This is a genomic window from Mesorhizobium muleiense, assembly GCF_900099905.1.
Lineage (GTDB): Bacteria > Pseudomonadota > Alphaproteobacteria > Rhizobiales > Rhizobiaceae > Mesorhizobium > Mesorhizobium muleiense.
Map to the genome: position 1 here is coordinate 17,400 of NZ_FNEE01000006.1, position 15,346 is coordinate 32,745.

The 15,346-nt window shown below is 63.5% G+C and carries 10 protein-coding genes; 8 read left to right on the forward strand and 2 right to left on the reverse strand.

Annotated features, from left to right (window positions below; translation table 11 throughout):
* Nucleotides 1-2: 2 nt before the first annotated feature.
* Nucleotides 3-2,642 carry a type I DNA topoisomerase gene (gene topA, locus BLT09_RS13060; RefSeq protein ID WP_091593595.1) on the reverse strand — a complete coding sequence of 880 codons (2,640 nt, stop codon included), beginning with the start codon at nt 2,640-2,642 and terminating at the stop codon, nt 3-5.
* 415 nt (nt 2,643-3,057) lie between these two features.
* Between topA and BLT09_RS13065 the strand changes: the two genes are divergently transcribed.
* The 6 genes from BLT09_RS13065 to BLT09_RS13095 all read left to right on the forward strand — a co-directional run bounded on the left by BLT09_RS13065 (nt 3,058) and on the right by BLT09_RS13095 (nt 9,072).
* Nucleotides 3,058-3,804 (forward strand): cytochrome c biogenesis CcdA family protein, encoded by a 747-nt coding sequence (locus BLT09_RS13065; RefSeq protein WP_091593984.1) that lies wholly within the window; start codon nt 3,058-3,060, stop codon nt 3,802-3,804.
* 348 nt (nt 3,805-4,152) lie between these two features.
* The gene (gene glmU, locus BLT09_RS13075) at nt 4,153-5,514 is read left to right on the forward strand and encodes a bifunctional UDP-N-acetylglucosamine diphosphorylase/glucosamine-1-phosphate N-acetyltransferase GlmU (protein ID WP_091593597.1); all 1,362 of its coding nucleotides are present in this window, start codon (nt 4,153-4,155) and stop codon (nt 5,512-5,514) included.
* A 158-nt stretch (nt 5,515-5,672) separates the two neighbouring features.
* Nucleotides 5,673-7,496 (forward strand): glutamine--fructose-6-phosphate transaminase (isomerizing), encoded by a 1,824-nt coding sequence (gene glmS / locus BLT09_RS13080; RefSeq protein ID WP_091593599.1) that lies wholly within the window; start codon nt 5,673-5,675, stop codon nt 7,494-7,496.
* Between the two features lie 118 nt (nt 7,497-7,614).
* The gene (locus BLT09_RS13085; protein ID WP_091593986.1) at nt 7,615-7,896 is read left to right on the forward strand and encodes a type II toxin-antitoxin system RelE/ParE family toxin; all 282 of its coding nucleotides are present in this window, start codon (nt 7,615-7,617) and stop codon (nt 7,894-7,896) included.
* A gap of 37 nt (nt 7,897-7,933) precedes the next feature.
* Nucleotides 7,934-8,233: a HigA family addiction module antitoxin gene (locus tag BLT09_RS13090; RefSeq protein ID WP_077383967.1), complete on the forward strand. Its 300-nt coding sequence runs from the start codon at nt 7,934-7,936 to the stop codon at nt 8,231-8,233.
* An 80-nt stretch (nt 8,234-8,313) separates the two neighbouring features.
* Nucleotides 8,314-9,072 (forward strand): DUF502 domain-containing protein, encoded by a 759-nt coding sequence (locus BLT09_RS13095; protein WP_091593601.1) that lies wholly within the window; start codon nt 8,314-8,316, stop codon nt 9,070-9,072.
* On the opposite strand, the gene recG is transcribed toward BLT09_RS13095, so the two are convergent.
* Nucleotides 9,024-11,135 (reverse strand): ATP-dependent DNA helicase RecG, encoded by a 2,112-nt coding sequence (gene recG, locus BLT09_RS13100; RefSeq protein ID WP_091593603.1) that lies wholly within the window; start codon nt 11,133-11,135, stop codon nt 9,024-9,026. The two genes, BLT09_RS13095 and recG, sit on opposite strands and share 49 nt — an antisense overlap.
* Before the next feature lie 310 nt (nt 11,136-11,445).
* Between recG and BLT09_RS13110 the strand changes: the two genes are divergently transcribed.
* Nucleotides 11,446-11,733, forward strand: a complete 288-nt coding sequence (locus tag BLT09_RS13110; protein ID WP_091593605.1) for an FAD assembly factor SdhE — start codon at nt 11,446-11,448, stop codon at nt 11,731-11,733.
* A 13-nt stretch (nt 11,734-11,746) separates the two neighbouring features.
* A complete protein-coding gene (gene mfd / locus BLT09_RS13115; RefSeq protein ID WP_091593607.1) occupies nt 11,747-15,244 on the forward strand; it encodes a transcription-repair coupling factor in 3,498 nt (1,165 codons plus the stop codon).
* The last annotated feature ends 102 nt before the right edge of the window (nt 15,245-15,346 follow it).

Genomic DNA, 15,346 nt, shown 5'->3' on the forward strand with positions numbered 1-15,346 from the left:
CACTATCCCTTCTTGTTGGCCACTTTCTTGGCCGCCATTTTTTGGGCCGCCGGTTTTTTGGCCGCAGGCTTTTTGGCAGGTGCGGCCGCTTTGCGGAAGGGCTTTCTGCCGCCATTGCCGCCCTTGGCTTCCTTCTCGGCAATGAGCGCCACCGCGTCCTCGATCGTCACCGACTGCGGGTCCTTGCCCTTCGGCAGCGTCGCATTGACCTTGCCGAAATTGACATAGGGCCCGTATTTGCCATCACGCACGACGATCTTGCCGCCGCCCGCCGGATGCTCGCCAAGTTCCTTCAAGGCGGCGGGCGTGCCGCCATTGCGACCGCCGGGGCCCTTCAATTGCTTCTCGGCGATCACCGACACGGCGCGGTTGAGACCGATCGAGAACACGTCCTCGATATTGTCGAGATTGGCGTAGGTGCCGTCATGCAGCACGAACGGGCCGTAGCGCCCCAGCCCGGCCGAGATCATCTTGCCGGATTCCGGATGCTTGCCGACGTCGCGCGGCAGCGACAGCAGGGCGAGGGCTTTTTCGTGGTCGATCGAATCGGCGGTCCAGCCCTTGGGCAGGCTGGAGCGCTTGGCTTCCTTGCCGTCGCCGCGCTGGACATAGGGCCCGAAACGACCACTGCGCAGCGTGATTTCCTCCGCCGTATAGGGATCCTTGCCCAGCACCTTGGTGCCGTCCTCGCCATTGCCGTTTTCGGCATTGGGGTTGGCGGCGTCGCCGAGCTGGCGGGTGAAGGAGCATTCGGGATAGTTCGAGCAGCCGACAAAGGCGCCGAATTTGCCGAGCTTCAGCGACAGGTTGCCGGTACCGCATTTCGGGCAGATCCGCGGGTTCGAACCGTCTTCCCGCGCCGGAAACACCAGCGGCGCCAGTTCCTCGTTGAGGGCGTCGAGCACATCGGTGACGCGCAATTCCTTGATATCGGCGACGGCGCCTGAAAAATCCTTCCAGAAATCGCGCAGCACATCCTTCCAGGCGAGCTTGCCGTCGGAAATCTCGTCGAGTTTTTCCTCGAGCGAGGCGGTGAAATCATATTCGACATAGCGCTCGAAGAAGCTTTCGAGGAAGGCCGACAACAGCCGGCCCTTGGCCTGCGGCAACAGCTTGCGCTTGTCCATGCTGACGTAGTCGCGGTCCTCCAGCGTCTTCAGGATCGCCGTGTAGGTCGACGGCCGGCCGATGCCGAGCTCTTCCAGCTTCTTGATCAGCGAGGCTTCCGAATAGCGCGGCGGCGGTTCGGTGGTGTGCTGGGTGGCGTTGATCGCCTCGCGCTCGAGCTGTTCGCCGGCACGGATCTCGGGCAGACGGCGGTCTTCCTCGTCTTCCGCATCCTCGTCCTTCTGGTCGGTGTAGGCGGCAATGAAGCCATCGAAGCGAACGACCGAACCGACGGCGCGAAGCTCCGCGCTGCGGGCGCCGTTGACCGCCTCGATCTCGACGGTGGTGCGCTCGATCTCGGCCGGCTGCATCTGGCTGGCGATGGCGCGTTTCCAGACAATCTCGTAAAGCCGCGCCTGGTCGGCATCGAGATATTGCCTGACCGAAGCCGGCGTGCGCATGAAATCGGTCGGGCGGATCGCTTCGTGCGCTTCCTGGGCGTTCTTGGCCTTGGTCGTGTAGTTGCGCGGCTTTTCGGGCAGGTATTTTGGGCCGAACTCTTTTGCGATCGCATCGCGCGCGGCTGATATCGCCTCGGGCGCCATCTGCACGCCGTCGGTTCGCATATAGGTGATCAGGCCGGTGGTCTCGCCGCCGATGTCCATGCCTTCATAGAGCCGCTGCGCCACCTGCATGGTGCGGCTTGCCGAAAAACCGAGGCGCGAGGAGGCGGCCTGCTGCAGCGTCGAGGTGGTGAAGGGCGGGCCTGGATTGCGCCTGGTCGGCTTGGCTTCGACCGACAGCGCCTTGAAGGTCGCGCCATCCAGCATCGCCTTGATGTCGTCGGCCTGCGCCTTGTTCGAAATGTCGAGCTTTTGCAGTCTCTTGCGATCGAAGGCAGTCAGCCGCGCCTCGAAATTATCCTTGCGCGGCGTGCCGAGAATGGCGGCGATCTGCCAGTATTCCTCGCGGATGAAGCGCTCGATTTCCAATTCGCGGTCGCAGACGAGGCGCAGTGCCACCGACTGGACGCGGCCGGCGGAGCGGGCGCCCGGCAGCTTGCGCCACAGCACGGGCGACAGCGTGAATCCGACGAGATAGTCGAGCGCGCGGCGGGCGAGATAGGCGTCGACCAGCGGCGCATCGATCTGGCGCGGATTGGCCATCGCTTCCAGCACCGACGATTTGGTGATGGCGTTGAAGACGACGCGGCTGACCGGCTTGTCCTTCAGCGCACGCTTCTGCTTCAGCACTTCAAGGACATGCCAGGAAATGGCTTCGCCCTCACGGTCCGGATCGGTGGCGAGGATCAGGCCGTCGGCGTCTTTGACCGCCTTGGCGATGTCGGCAAGACGTTTGCTCGAGGCGGTGTCGACAGCCCAGGACATGGCAAAATCCTCGTCCGGACGCACCGAGCCATCCTTGGCCGGCAGATCGCGGACGTGGCCGAACGAGGCCAGGACCTTGTAGTTCTTTCCGAGGTACTTGTTGATTGTCTTCGCTTTGGCCGGCGATTCGACGACGACGACGTCCATGAGGTCTCATATCAGCTGTGGTGCGGCAGAAGAATTCCGCTGCGCGCGACGAAATCTCGTATAATTGTCGCTCACATGGCCGTGCTTTTGCATCCGGTCAAGGGCAAGCGCCCAAAATGCAGTCCTGCATTGAGGGGTGCGTCATGTGATATCCGCAATCCTGGATAGGGAGAGCGGCTGCCCTGATCGTTGGACAAACCGGCAATGAATCCGGGAGAACGGGACAAATACTTGCGCCGATATAAGAGAAACATCGATCACGCGCCAGCCCTGGTTTGAAGAGACGGCAGGCATGATGCGACGTTGACGGGCGAGACGGGCGTGGCAAGCGGCCGTGCGACTTGCCACGCGATGGTGATTGGCGGATCGGCGCGGTCGCGGCTATATGGCAGCGCAAACCATCAGGAGTTCGGGAATGGCGTTGGATATCGGCTATGTCAGCGCGGTCGGGGCGGGGGCGATCTCGTTCCTGTCGCCTTGCGTGCTGCCGCTGGTGCCGCCCTATCTCTGCTATATGGCCGGCGTGTCGGTCGATGATTTCCGCGGCAATGCCGGCGCCACCGCCAGGGCCGACGCACGCAGCGCGCTGCTTTTTGCCTCGATCGCCTTCGTTCTCGGCTTCTCGACCGTGTTCGTGGCGCTGGGCGCCGGCGCCTCGACCATCGGCCGGCTGCTGCGCGTCTGGCAGGAGCCGCTGGCGATGGCGGCTGGCGTGCTCATCATCCTGATGGGGCTGAATTTTCTCGGCATATTGCGCATCCCGCTGCTGTCGCGTGAGGCGCGCTTCCAGTCACAGGGCAAGCCGGCCAGTATCGTTGCCGCTTATGTCATGGGACTGGCCTTCGCCTTCGGCTGGACACCCTGCATCGGACCGGTGCTGGGTCCGATCCTGACGCTGGCCGGCGGCCGCGAGACGGTGGGCGAGGGCGCGGCTCTGCTTGCCGCCTATTCGCTCGGCCTCGGCATACCGTTCCTGGTCGCGGCGCTGTTTTCCGGCGCCTTCATGCGCTTTCTCGCAAAATTCCGCGTCCATCTCGGCCGCGTCGAAAAGGCGATGGGCGCGCTGCTGGTCGTCGCCGGCGTGTTTTTCCTGACCGGCGGCGTGCAGGCCGCATCCTACTGGCTGCTGGAGAATTTCCCGGTGCTGGGGCAGTTGGGGTGAAATTGGATCAATGCTGTCGCAAATTGGTGTTGCCGGCCCGCAATCGCTTCAGGTCTGCGCTGCCCCTCATCGCCCTGCCGGGCACTTCTCCCCGTATAGTGACGGGGAGAAGGGACGCCTTCGCAGAGGATTTCGCCAATCTCCAACGCTGCAGAAAGAGCGCCAAGGTTGCGGCCAGCCCTCTTCTCCCCGTCACTATACGGGGAGAAGGTGCCGGCAGGCGGATGAGGGGCAGCGCCGAGTTCGAAAATTGGACTGCCGCAAATCTCACCGGAATTTAACCGCATTGGTGCAGCATGGCGCCAATCCATGCCTTGATTCCCAACCCTCTTTATATGGTCGCATTCCATGAGCCAGAGAACCTGCCTGTCCGTCATCCTCGCCGCCGGCGAGGGCACGCGCATGAAAAGCGCTGTGCCAAAAGTGCTGCACCCGATCGCCGGCCTGCCGATGGTCGCCCATGTCGTCAAGGCTGCGGAAGCCGCAGGCAGCGGTGATCTGGCGCTGGTGATCGGCCATGGCGCGGACGAGATGCGCAAGGCCACGCAAAAATTCGCGCCGAAGGCGGAGACCTTCGTCCAGGACAAGCGGCTCGGCACGGCGCATGCCGTTCTGGCGGCTCGCGACGCGATCTCAAAGGGTTACGACGACATCCTCGTCATGTTCGGCGACACGCCGCTGATCGACCCGGAGGTGCTGAGTGCTGCGCGTCTGAAACTGGCCGGAGGCGCTGCCGTCGTTGTGGTCGGCTTCCGCACGTCAAATCCGTCCGGCTATGGCCGACTGATCGAAAAAGGCGGCAAGCTCATCGCCATCCGCGAGGAAAAGGACTGCACCGACGAGGAGAAGAAAATCACCTTCTGCAATGGCGGTCTGATGGCGGTTGCCGGCAAGCACGCGCTGCAGCTGCTCGACCAGGTCGGCAACGACAACGCCAAGGGCGAATACTATCTCACCGACATCGTCGAGATCGCCGGCGGGCAGGGTTTTGACGTCGTTGCGGCAGAAGCCGGCTTCGAGAATGTGCTCGGCATCAACAACCGTGCCGAACTCGCTGCGGCCGAAGGCATCTGGCAGGCGCGCCGGCGGCGCGAGGCCATGCTCTCCGGGGTTTCCCTGATCGCACCCGAAACCGTCTTCTTTTCATACGATACCGAGATCGGCGCCGATACGATCGTCGAGCCCAATGTCTGGTTCGGGCCGGGCGTGACAATCGCCACCGGCGCCAGGATCCATGCCTTCAGCCATATTGAAGGTGCCACGATCGCTTCGAACTGCGATGTCGGTCCGTTTGCACGGCTGCGGCCGGGCGCCGATCTCAAGCAAAGAGCCAAGGTCGGCAATTTCTGCGAGGTCAAGCAGGCGACGGTCGAGGAGGGCGCCAAGGTCAATCACCTGACCTATATCGGCGATGCCCGCGTCGGCGCCGGCGCCAATATCGGCGCTGGAACCATCACCTGCAATTATGACGGCTACTCGAAGTTCTTCACCGACATCGGCGAAGGCGCCTTCGTCGGCTCGAATTCGTCGCTGGTGGCGCCTGTCACAATCGGCAAGGGCGGCTACGTCGCTTCGGGCAGCGTGATCACCGAAAGCGTGCCCGACGATGCGCTCGCCTTCGGCCGCGCCCGCCAGAGGACGCTGCCTGGCAAGGGCAAGGAATTGCGCGAGCGTTTTGCTGCGGCTGCGGCGGCCCGGAAAAAAGGCTAGCCTGGCTGCTGTAACCGGATTGCAAGAGCGCCCTGTCATGGTGCATCTGTGCAGAACCGTTCCGGCTGATACGGAACAAAACGCAATGTGATTTTCGCGGCAGCCCGGCCAACCCTAAATAGCGCCGGGTTTTCATGCCGGAATCGGGGGCAACGTCTATGTGCGGTATCGTCGGAATTGTCAGTCACTCGCCGGTCGCGCCGCTCATCGTCGATGCGCTGAAAAGGCTCGAATATCGCGGCTATGATTCGGCCGGCGTCGCCACCGTCGAGCACGGCCAGCTGGCGCGTCGTCGCGCCGAGGGCAAGCTGATCAATCTCGAACGCCGGCTGAAGGACGAACCGCTCGACGGCATGATCGGCATCGGCCATACGCGCTGGGCGACGCATGGCGTGCCCAACGAGACCAATGCGCATCCGCATTTTTCCGACGGCGTCGCCATCGTCCACAACGGCATCATCGAGAATTTCGCCGAATTGCGCGACGAGCTGATGCGCGACGGCTACACATTTTCATCGCAGACCGACACCGAGGTCGTCGCACACCTGGTCGGGCGCGAACTGGCCAGGGGCCTGCAGCCGGTCGAGGCCACGCACCAAGCGCTGAAGCGGCTGGAAGGCGCCTTTGCGCTGGCCATCATGTTCAGGGGAGACGAGGATCTCATCGTTGGCGCGCGCAACGGTCCACCGCTGGCCGTCGGCCATGGCGATGGCGAGATGTTTTTGGGCTCCGACGCTATCGCGCTTGCCCCCTTCACCAATTCGATCACCTATCTGGAGGATGGCGACTGGGCGGTGGTGCGCCGTAACGAGGTTGCCATCTTCGACATGGACGGCAACAAGGTCGAGCGCAAGCGCCAGCAGTCGCTTAGCACCAGCTTCATGGTCGACAAGGGCAACCGGCGCCATTTCATGGAGAAGGAAATCCATGAACAGCCCGAGGTGATCTCGCACACGCTGGCGCATTATGTGGATTTCGTTGGCGGCGTCTCGAAGCCGCTCGACCTGCCGTTCGATTTCGCCAAAATCGACCGGCTGGCGATTTCGGCCTGCGGCACTGCCTATCTGGCCGGCCTGATCAGCAAATACTGGTTCGAGCGCTATGCGCGGCTGCCGGTCGACATCGATGTCGCTTCGGAATTCCGTTACCGTGAAATGCCGCTGTCGAAGACAGACGCCGCCTTCTTCATCTCGCAATCGGGCGAGACCGCCGACACGCTGGCCTCGCTGCGCTATTGCCGCAAGGCCGGCATGAAGATCGGCGCGGTCGTCAATGTCCGCGAATCGACGATGGCGCGCGAATCCGACGTTATCCTGCCGACGCTGGCCGGGCCGGAGATCGGCGTCGCCTCGACCAAGGCTTTTACCTGTCAATTGTCGGTGCTGGCTTCGCTTGCCGTGCGGGCCGGGGTGGCGCGCGGAACGATTTCGCCGGAACAGGAAACGACGCTGGTCCGCCAACTGTCGGAAGCGCCGCGCTACGCCAACCAGGTCCTGAAGCTCGACGGCCAGATCGAGAAGGTTGCGCGCGACCTCTCGCACTACAAGAACGTGCTCTATCTCGGCCGCGACACCAATTTCCCGCTGGCCATGGAAGGCGCGCTGAAGCTCAAGGAAATCTCCTATATCCATGCCGAGGGCTATGCTGCCGGCGAGCTGAAGCACGGGCCGATCGCGCTGATCGACGAGAACATGCCGGTGATCGTCATTGCCCCGCATGACCGCATTTTTGAAAAAACCGTGTCGAACATGCAGGAAGTGGCGGCGCGCGGCGGCAAGATCATCCTGATCACCGACAGCAAGGGTGCCGCGCACGCCACGGTGAAGACGATGGAGACGATCGTGCTGCCGGACGTGCCGGAAATCATCTCGCCGATCGTCTACGCGCTGCCGATCCAGATGCTGGCCTATTTCACCGCGGTGTTCATGGGCACCGACGTCGACCAGCCGCGCAACCTGGCGAAATCGGTGACGGTGGAGTAAGGGCTGGCAAGTTTCGACCAGCTGCCGATAGGTCCGGTGACGGTTAGTATCAGTTATTGATACATATTTCTTGCACGCCCTCGTGTATCAATGTATGATACGTGACGAGGGGCAGAAATTGATCGTTTCGTTCAAAGGCAAGGCGGTGGAAGCGGTTGCCGAGGGGAAGGCGCCGAAGGGTTTTCCACCCGATCTGGTTGCCCGTGGCGAACGTCGTCTTCGTGCTATCGCCAATGCCGCCCAATTGAATGACCTTAGATCGCCACCCGGAAACCACCTTGAAGCTCTGAAAGGGAGTAGAGCTGGGCAGCATTCTATCCGTATCAACGACCAATGGCGCATCTGCTTCAGATGGACTGATGCTGGCGCCGAGGATGTGGAGATCGTCGACTACCATTGAGTGGGCACTTGCCCTAATCCTTCGAGGTCCCTGAACCATGCTCAAGTTCGCACGTCCAATTCACCCCGGAGAATTCCTGCGCGAGGAATATCTCCTCCCGCTTGGCATGAGCGCTGGCGCGCTGGCGAAGAAGCTTAATCTTCCGCGCACTCGTATCGAACGCATTGCCAAGGAAGAGATCGGCTTGACTCCCGATACCGCGCTTCGCCTCGCCAGGTTCTTCAACACCACGCCGGAATTCTGGATGAATTTTCAGCAGGCCTATGAGCTCGAAACCGAGGCACGGAAACTCGCGCCGGAGCTCGAGAAGATCGAGCCGCTGGAAGTCGCGGCATAGTTGATCTTTTAAAAAATTCGCAGTTCCAAAGCCGGATGCGGTTCATTAATGTCGCGCCGCAATCAGCGCTGCGGTGAACCATGTCCGATGCTTCCAAGACCTCAGGCATGACCCGGCTGCGGAATTACTTCCTGACAGGCTTTGTCGTCTGTGCGCCGCTGGCGATCACCGCCTACATCGCCTGGTCGTTCATCGGCTGGGTCGATTCCTGGGTAAAGCCCTATATTCCGGCGCGTTACAACCCAGATAGCTATCTGCCGGCGCCGGTTCCGGGGTTCGGGCTTATCGTCGCGTTGATCCTGATCACCCTGATCGGTTTCCTGACCGCCAATATCGTCGGCCGGGCCATCGTCTTGTTCGGCGAACGGCTGCTCGGCCGCATGCCGCTGGTGCGCGGCATCTACGGCTCGCTGAAGCAGATCTTCGAGACCGTGCTGTCGAACAAGGGCGACATGTTCCGCCAGGTCGGGCTGGTCGAATATCCGCGCAAGGGCGTCTGGTCGCTGGTCTTCGTTGCCAGCGAGAAGGAAACCGAGATCAACCAGAAGCTCGACCAGGAGGGTGATCCGCTGATCGCGGTGTTCATGCCGTGCACGCCCAACCCGACCACCGGCTTCCTGATGTATGTGCCGAAATCCGATATCGTGCTGCTCGACATGACGATCGAGGACGGCGCCAAGCTGATCGTTTCGGCAGGCCTGGTGGCGCCGGCGGTCAAGACGAAAATGGTAACGTTGAACGGCAAGCCGATCGGCGGCCAGATCGGCAATCCGCCTGTGGATGTCGAGCCTCAGCCGGCGCGCAAGAGCCGCACCGCCTCGTCGCGGCCGAACAAATAAAGCAGCATGCGAAGGGCGGCGCCGCGTTCGGATTGCAGTTCCGGATCGCGCGACAGGATCAGCCGCGCGTCGTCGCGAGCCGCTTCGAGCAGGTCGGCATGCGCCTCGATGCGCGCCACCTGGAAGCCAGGTGTGCCGGACTGGCGGGTGCCGAGCAACTCGCCTTCGCCACGCAGTTTCAGATCTTCCTCGGCGATGCGAAACCCGTCCTCGGTATCGCGCATCACTGACAGCCGGCGCGTTGCCGTCTCGCCGAGCGGGTCCTTGTAGAGCAGCACGCAGGACGACGGTTTTTCGCCGCGACCGACCCGGCCGCGCAACTGGTGCAACTGGGCGAGGCCGAAGCGCTCGGCATGCTCGATGACCATGATCGTCGCATCCGGCACATCGATGCCGACCTCGATGACCGTGGTGGCGATCAGGATGCGTGTCTCGCCGGCCTTGAAGGCGCGCATCGCCTCGTCTTTTTCGACGCCCTTCATGCGCCCGTGCACCAGGCCGATCCGGTCGCCGAACAGCGGCTTCAAGGAGGCAAAACGGTCCTCCGCCGACATCAGCTTGATCTCTTCGGATTCCTCGACCAGCGGACAGATCCAATAGATCTTCTGGCCGTCGGCGACGGCGTCGCGCATGCGGCCGACTAGTTCGTCGAGCCGCTCGAGCGGCAGGGTGACGGTGCGGATCGGCTGGCGCCCGGCCGGCTTTTCCGTCAGCTTCGACACATCCATGTCGCCGAAGGCGGTTAGCACCAGCGTGCGCGGGATCGGCGTCGCAGTCATCACCAGCATGTCGGGCGCGTCGCCCTTGGCGGTGATGGCGAGCCGCTGGTGGACGCCAAACCGGTGCTGCTCGTCGATGACGGCAAGGACCAGGTCGTGGAACGTCACCGTTTGCTGGAACAGCGCGTGGGTGCCGACGACGATGTCGATCTCGCCACTGGCCAGACCGGTCAGCGTCTCGGTGCGCTCGCGGCCCTTTTCGCGGCCGGTGAGGATGGCGATGCGCAGGCCTGCTTGTTCCGCCAACGGCGCAATCGTCGCAAGATGCTGGCGCGCCAAAATTTCGGTCGGCGCCATCAATGCCGCCTGGCCGCCGGCCTCGACAGCGCGCGCCATGGCGAGCAGCGCGACAACCGTCTTGCCTGACCCGACATCACCCTGCAGCAGGCGCAGCATGCGTTCGGGGTCACCGAGATCGGCATTGATTTCGGCAAGCGCCATTTCCTGCGAATTGGTCAGCGAATAGGAAAGGGCGGCGCGCAGCTTTTCGACGAAGCGGCCGTCCCCGACCAGCGGCCGGCCGGACAGGCGGCGGACTTTTGCGCGCACCAGCGCCAGCGACACCTGGCCTGCCAGAAACTCGTCATAGGCGAGACGCCGCCAGGCCGCGCCGTCGACCGACACGTCGATCGGGTCGGCGGGATTGTGGATGCGGGCGAGCGCATCACCGAAGGCGGGAAAGCTGCGGCGGCGCAGAAACTCACCCTCCTGCCATTCCGGCAGCGCCGGCAAGCGAGCGAGCGCCTGGCCGATTGCCCGGCGCAGCACTTTTCCCGAGAGGCCGGCGGTGAGCGGATAGACCGGCTCGACCAGCGGCAGGTTTTCCACTTCGCTGGCCAGTGCGATGTGGTCGGGATGAACCATGGTCGGGCGGCCGTTGAACCATTCCATGCGGCCGGAGACCATGACATGCTCGCCCTCCGGCATCGCCTTTTCGAGATAGGCGGCATGCGCATGGAAGAAGGTCAGCGCGATCTCGCCGGTGTCGTCATGGGCGTAAACCCGGTACGGCACCGATCGGTTGCCGCGCGGCGGCGGCTGGTGACGATCGATGCGCACTTCGAGGGTGACGATCGCGCCTTCGGCCGAACCGACGATGCCCGGCCGGTTGCGGCGGTCGATCACCGAATGCGGCAGCACGAACAGAAGATCGCCGGCACGTGCGGGGCGGCGATCACCAAGATCGGCCGGCACGATCTTCTCGATCAGTGCGCCGACCTTCGGCCCGACGCCGGCAAGCGAGGTGATCGGGACAAACAGCGGATCGAGGAGGGAAGGTCTCATAGGTGAGAGACCACGCGATGTCGGCGCTCACCGCCCTCCGTCCTGCCGGACATCTCCCCCTCAAGGGGGGAGATCGGCAGCTTTGGCCTCATCGCCCATCCTGCAGCTGTGGAGATTGGCGAAATCAGTCGCGACGGCAAATCTCCCCCCTTGAGGGGGAGATGGCCGGCAGGCCAGAGGGGGGTGCCTGGGCCGATGTTGTCAGGAGTGTATGTCACACCGGGATGTTAGACACCCGCCGGACCGTTGCAAGGCTGACACCGCGCTCTATCCACGCTATATGCGCCGCTTCAGGCAAGGATGCTGGACAATGACCGGAACAAGACGATCAAGCGAGGGGCTCGACGCCCGCCGCCGCAAGCTTCTGTTTCGATCCTGGCATCGCGGCATGCGCGAAATGGACCTTATTCTCGGCAGTTTCGCCGACGCCGAGATCGGCGCCTTGACCGGCAACGAACTCGACCAATATGAGAGGCTCCTCGAAATTGCCGACACCGAATTCCTGCCTGTGATCACCGGCGAGCGGCCGATTCCGGCTGACATCGACTGTGCCGTCCTGCAAAAAATCCTGGCGTCGCGCCAGGCGATGACATTCTGAAATACGTGATTTCATGAGCCTGATCCCCACCATCGGCCTGCCGAAAGGCCGCGCCGGCCAGTTCATCGTCGACGGCGTCGCCGACGGTTACGAAGCCTTCGCGCTGGTGCAGGCCGCGCACGAGATCGCGCCCGACAAGCCGGTGCTGTTCGTGGCACGCGACGGCCAGCGCCTGCCTTCGATCGTCGAGGCGCTTTCATTCGCCGCGCCTGGCCTGCCGGTGCTCGAACTGCCGGCCTGGGACTGTCTGCCCTATGACCGCGTTTCGCCCGCCTCGGATGCAGCCGCGCGGCGGCTGGACGCGCTCACCGCGATGATCGCGCTGGCAAAAAACCCACACCGCGCCGTCATCCTGACCACCGCCAACGCGCTGCTGCAGCGCATTCCGCCGGCAGGCCTTGTCGAGGCGCAGACATTTCACGCCAAACCCGGCAACCAGATCGACATGAACGCACTGGCGTCGCGGCTGGAGATATCAGGCTTCGAGCGGGTGCCGACCGTGCGCGGCGTCGGCGAGTTCGCCGTGCGCGGCGGCATTCTGGACCTGTTGGCGCCGGGCTGGACGGAAGCCCTCAGGCTCGATTTCTTCGGCGATACGCTGGAATCGATCCGCGTCTTCGACGCCGCCACGCAGCGCACCACCGGCCAGCGCAAGTCGATGGCGCTGCAGGCGATGAGCGAAGTGGCGCTGACGCCGGAGACCATCAGCCGCTTCCGCCGCAGCTACATCGACGCTTTTGGCGCGCCCTCGCGCGACGACGGGTTGTATGCGGCGGTCAGCGAGGGACGGCGTTTCGCCGGCATGGAGCACTGGCTGCCATTCTTCTACGAGCGGCTGGAGACGGTGTTCGACTATCTGCCGGACACGCCTGTCGTGTTCGACCATCTGGCGCATGAGGCACTGGCCGAGCGTCATGCGCTGATCCTCGACCATTACGAGGCGCGCAGGAAGCAGGCTGACGGCGCGCTGAAGGACGCCGTCCCCTACAAGCCGGTGCCGCCCGACCTGCTTTATCTGTCGCCGGAAAACCTCATCGCCTCGCTTGGCCCGCGCGAGGCGATCGACTTCACGCCGTTCGACGCGCCCGACGCCGGCGCCAGGAAAATCTTCCATGCCGGGTCGCGGCACGGCCGCAGCTTCGTCGAGGAACGCGCCGACCCCAACGTCAACGTCTTCGACGTCGTTGTAAAACACATAGCCGACGAGCGCGCCGCCCGCCGCCGCGTCGTCGTCGCCGGCTGGACCGAAGGTTCGCTCGACCGGCTCGGCCAGATCCTGGCCGAGCATCATCTCGGCAACCTCGAGCCGGTGGCTACGCTGGCCGAGGCGGAAAAGCTCGAGCCGGGGCAGGCGGGACTTGCCGTACTGCCGCTCGAATCCGGCTTCGAGACCGAGAAACTGGTCGTCGTCGCCGAGCAGGACATTCTGGGCGACCGGCTCATCCGTCGCTCGAAGCGCAAGAAGCGTCCTTCCGATTTCATCGCCGAAGCCTCGGCGTTGTCCTCCGGCGACATCGTCGTCCATAGCGACCACGGTATTGGCCGCTTCATCGGGCTGCGCACCATCGAGGCGGTCGGCGCGCCGCATGATTGCCTCGAAATCCATTACGCCGGTGACGACCGGCTGTTCCTGCCGGTGGAGAACATCGAGCTTTTGTCGCGCTATGGCTCGGATTCGACTGAGGCGACATTGGACAAGCTTGGCGGCGGCGCCTGGCAGTCCAGAAAAGCGCGGCTGAAGAAACGCCTGCTCGACATGGCCGGACAGTTGATCCGCATCGCCGCCGAGCGGCAGATGCGCGCTGCCCCTTCGCTGGTGCCGGCAGACGGTCTCTATGACGAATTCGCCGCGCGGTTTCCCTATGAGGAGACCGACGACCAGCAGACGGCGATCGATTCGGTCATGGGCGACCTGGGCGCCGGCAAGCCGATGGATCGGCTGATCTGCGGCGATGTCGGCTTCGGCAAGACCGAGGTGGCCCTTCGCGCCGCCTTCATTGCGGCGATGGAAGGCTTTCAGGTCGCGGTGGTGGTGCCGACGACGCTGCTGTCGCGCCAGCATTTCAAGACCTTTTTGCAGCGCTTCTCCGGCCTGCCGATCCGCGTCGCCCAGGCCTCGCGGCTGGTCGGTGCCAAGGAACTGGCAGAGGCCAAGAAAGGCATCGCCGACGGCACCGTCGACATCGTCATCGGCACTCACGCTCTGCTCGGCTCGTCGATCTCGTTCAAGAATCTCGGCCTGTTGATCATCGACGAGGAACAGCATTTTGGCGTCAAGCACAAGGAGCGGCTGAAGGACCTGAAGAGCGACGTGCATGTGCTGACGCTGTCGGCGACGCCGATCCCGCGCACGCTGCAACTGGCGTTGACCGGGGTGCGCGAACTGTCGCTGATCGCCACGCCGCCGGTCGACCGCCTGGCGGTGCGCACCTTCATCTCGCCCTTCGACCCGCTGGTCATCCGCGAGACCCTGCTGCGGGAACGCTACCGCGGCGGTCATTCCTTCTATGTCGTGCCGCGCATCAGCGATCTGGCGGAAATTCATGATTTCCTTCGTGAATCCGTACCCGAGCTAAAGGTGGCTGTCGCTCACGGCCAGATGCCGCCCGGCGAGCTCGACGACATCATGAACGCCTTCTACGACGGCCAGTACGATGTGCTGTTGTCGACCACCATCGTCGAATCCGGCCTCGATATCCCGACCGCCAACACGCTGATCGTGCATCGCGCCGACATGTTCGGCCTGTCGCAGCTCTACCAGCTGCGCGGCCGCGTCGGCCGCTCGAAGGTGCGCGCCTATGCGCTGTTCACGCTGCCGGCCAACCGCAAGCTGACCGATACCGCCGAGCGCCGGCTGAAAGTGCTGCAGTCGCTCGACACGCTCGGCGCCGGTTTCCAGCTCGCCAGCCACGATCTCGACATCCGAGGTGCCGGCAATCTTCTCGGCGAAGAGCAGTCCGGCCACATCAAGGAGGTCGGCTTCGAGCTCTACCAGCAGATGCTGGAGGAGGCCGTTGCCGAGGTCAAGGATTCCGGCGAGGTGCAGGATGGCGGCTGGTCGCCGCAGATCGCCGTCGGCACGGCGGTGATGATCCCCGAAAGCTATGTTCCGGACCTGCAGCTGCGGCTGGCGCTCTACCGCCGCCTCGGCGATCTCGAAAACACCGAGGAGATCGACGCTTTCGGCGCCGAGCTGATCGACCGCTTCGGACCGCTGCCGGAGGAAGTGAAGCATCTCTTGAAGATCGTCTTCATCAAGGCGCTGTGCCGCAAGGCCAATGTCGAAAAGCTCGATGCCGGACCAAAGGGCGTCGTCATCCATTTCCGCAAGCGCGAGTTCTCCAACCCCGTCGGGCTGGTCACCTTCATCGGCGAGCAGGGTTCGCTGGCCAAGATCCGGCCGGACCACAGCGTCGTTTTCGTCCGCGACTGGCCGACACCTGAAAAGCGGCTGGCCGGTTCAGCGGTCGTCATGACGCAGCTGGCAAGGCTGGTGGAGAAGGCGGCTTAGCGCGGCTCAGCCGGCTCCCCCTTCTCCCCTTGTGGGAGACGGTGGCCGCGAAGCGGTCGGATGAGACACATCGCCCGGCGCCGGGCGCCATCGTAGATGAAA

Coding starts and splice junctions, on each gene's coding strand:
- topA (WP_091593595.1), bottom strand. CDS start 2,642: ATGGACGTCGTCGTCGTCGAATCGCCGGCCAAAGCGAAGACAATCAAC.
- BLT09_RS13065 (WP_091593984.1), top strand. CDS start 3,058: ATGGCGTTGGATATCGGCTATGTCAGCGCGGTCGGGGCGGGGGCGATC.
- glmU (WP_091593597.1), top strand. CDS start 4,153: ATGAGCCAGAGAACCTGCCTGTCCGTCATCCTCGCCGCCGGCGAGGGC.
- glmS (WP_091593599.1), top strand. CDS start 5,673: ATGTGCGGTATCGTCGGAATTGTCAGTCACTCGCCGGTCGCGCCGCTC.
- BLT09_RS13090 (WP_077383967.1), top strand. CDS start 7,934: ATGCTCAAGTTCGCACGTCCAATTCACCCCGGAGAATTCCTGCGCGAG.
- BLT09_RS13095 (WP_091593601.1), top strand. CDS start 8,314: ATGTCCGATGCTTCCAAGACCTCAGGCATGACCCGGCTGCGGAATTAC.
- recG (WP_091593603.1), bottom strand. CDS start 11,135: ATGAGACCTTCCCTCCTCGATCCGCTGTTTGTCCCGATCACCTCGCTT.
- BLT09_RS13110 (WP_091593605.1), top strand. CDS start 11,446: ATGACCGGAACAAGACGATCAAGCGAGGGGCTCGACGCCCGCCGCCGC.
- mfd (WP_091593607.1), top strand. CDS start 11,747: ATGAGCCTGATCCCCACCATCGGCCTGCCGAAAGGCCGCGCCGGCCAG.